Source organism: Janthinobacterium sp. TND4EL3, from assembly GCF_900156175.1.
Taxonomy (GTDB): domain Bacteria; phylum Pseudomonadota; class Gammaproteobacteria; order Burkholderiales; family Burkholderiaceae_D; genus Janthinobacterium.
The window spans coordinates 1-1,532 of the sequence record NZ_FTMV01000066.1 but is presented as its reverse complement, the minus strand read 5'-3'; the positions used below and the strand labels follow the sequence as shown (position 1 = coordinate 1,532).

Sequence of the window (1,532 nt, the reverse complement as noted above, 5' to 3'; positions counted from 1 at the left end):
CTAGGAGTCTGCGCGGCAGAAATTGATTTCATCTAAACGGAGTACCGGATAAACTTGTCACATGACGACGAGCTATCTTCCATACGATCCCCATCAACAGATGCTGCTGCCTCATGCCTTGCAAGACTGGCTGCCCGAAGGCCACTTGGCATACTTCATTAGCGACACGGTCGACTCGCTCGACCTGTCCGCTTTTCACGCGCGGTATGCGACAGGCGGGCCTCGCAACCAGCCATTCAATCCGGCGATGATGGTCAAGGTGCTGGTGTACGGTTACGCGACTGGCGTATTCTCATCGCGTAAGCTGGCCAGGAAACTGCACGAGGACGTAGCGCTACGGATGCTGGCTGCCGATAATTATCCGGCACACCGAACGATTTGCGATTTCCGCGCATTCCACTTGCAGGAGTTGTCGGAGCTGTTCGTCCAAGTCTTGAAGTTGGCGAAGGAATGCGGCCTGATCAAGCTCGGTACGATCGGTGTCGACGGCACCAAGATCAAGGCCAACGCATCTCGCAACAAGGCGATGAGCTACGATCGGATGCAGAAGGCCGAGCGCGAGCTGAAGGAACAAATCGATGCGCTTTTTGCCAAGGCCAAGGCGGCCGATGCGGCCGAGCGGAACGAGCCGGAACTCGATATCCCGGCGGAGATCGCCAGGCGGGAAGACCGCCTCGCTGTCATCCGCGCCGCCCGAGCGCGTCTCGAAGATCGCCAGCGCCAGGCCGATATCGCACGCGGACGCAACGACGATGATGCGCCCCCAGATGACTCGGACAAGCCGCAAAAGAAGTCGCGCTTCAAATATAAGTTCGGCGAGCCCAGACCCACCGCCCAGGAAAACTTCACCGATCCAGAGAGCCGCATCATGAAGCGCGCTGGCGGTGGCTTCGACTACGCGTACAACGCCCAGGCTGCGGTCGATGAACACGCCCACATCATCGTGGCGGCGGAGCTCGTCAATAGTGCGGCCGACAGCGGCCAATTGGCGACAGTGCTTGCCGCCGTTAAGCGGGACGTCGGTGACGACGCCAAGCAAGTCCTCGCCGATGCTGGCTATCGCTCCGAGGCTATGTTCGAACAACTGCGTAATCACCCATCGGAACTGATCGTGGCGCTCGGGCGCACCGGAAAAGAGGAAACAATTGTTGATCCGTCGAAGCGTCCGTTGTGCGCTGCCATGGCTGAGAAATTCAAATCTGCGAAAACACAGGCGGCTTATCGAAAACGAAAATGGATTTCGGAGCCGCCCAACGCTTGGGTCAAAAGCGTGCTCGGTTTCCGGCAATTTAGTATGCGCGGACTGGCTAAGGCCCAAGCCGAGTGGAGGCTCGTCTGCATGGCGCTGAACCTGCGCCGAATGGCAAAAATGATGTACGCGTAAGACGAATAAGGGCGAAAGACGACCAATTTAGCCCTTCAGTCTCAGGTTTCAACTCACTTTCGCGCGCGAAAGTAAATCAGCGACTGCTCCGTTCAAGAAGCCCGGCGCCATCACGTTCCAAAAACTGTCTGCCGCGCAGACTCCTAGG

The 1,532-nt window shown here is 57.9% G+C and carries 1 protein-coding gene; it reads left to right on the top strand.

The window, feature by feature from the left end; genetic code table 11:
- Nucleotides 1-61: 61 nt before the first annotated feature.
- On the top strand, nucleotides 62-1,384 hold the full coding sequence (locus BXA07_RS29665; protein ID WP_076573259.1) for an IS1182 family transposase: 1,323 nt from the start codon (nucleotides 62-64) through the stop codon (nucleotides 1,382-1,384).
- The last annotated feature ends 148 nt before the right edge of the window (nucleotides 1,385-1,532 follow it).

Coding starts and splice junctions, on each gene's coding strand:
- BXA07_RS29665 (WP_076573259.1), top strand. CDS start 62: ATGACGACGAGCTATCTTCCATACGATCCCCATCAACAGATGCTGCTG.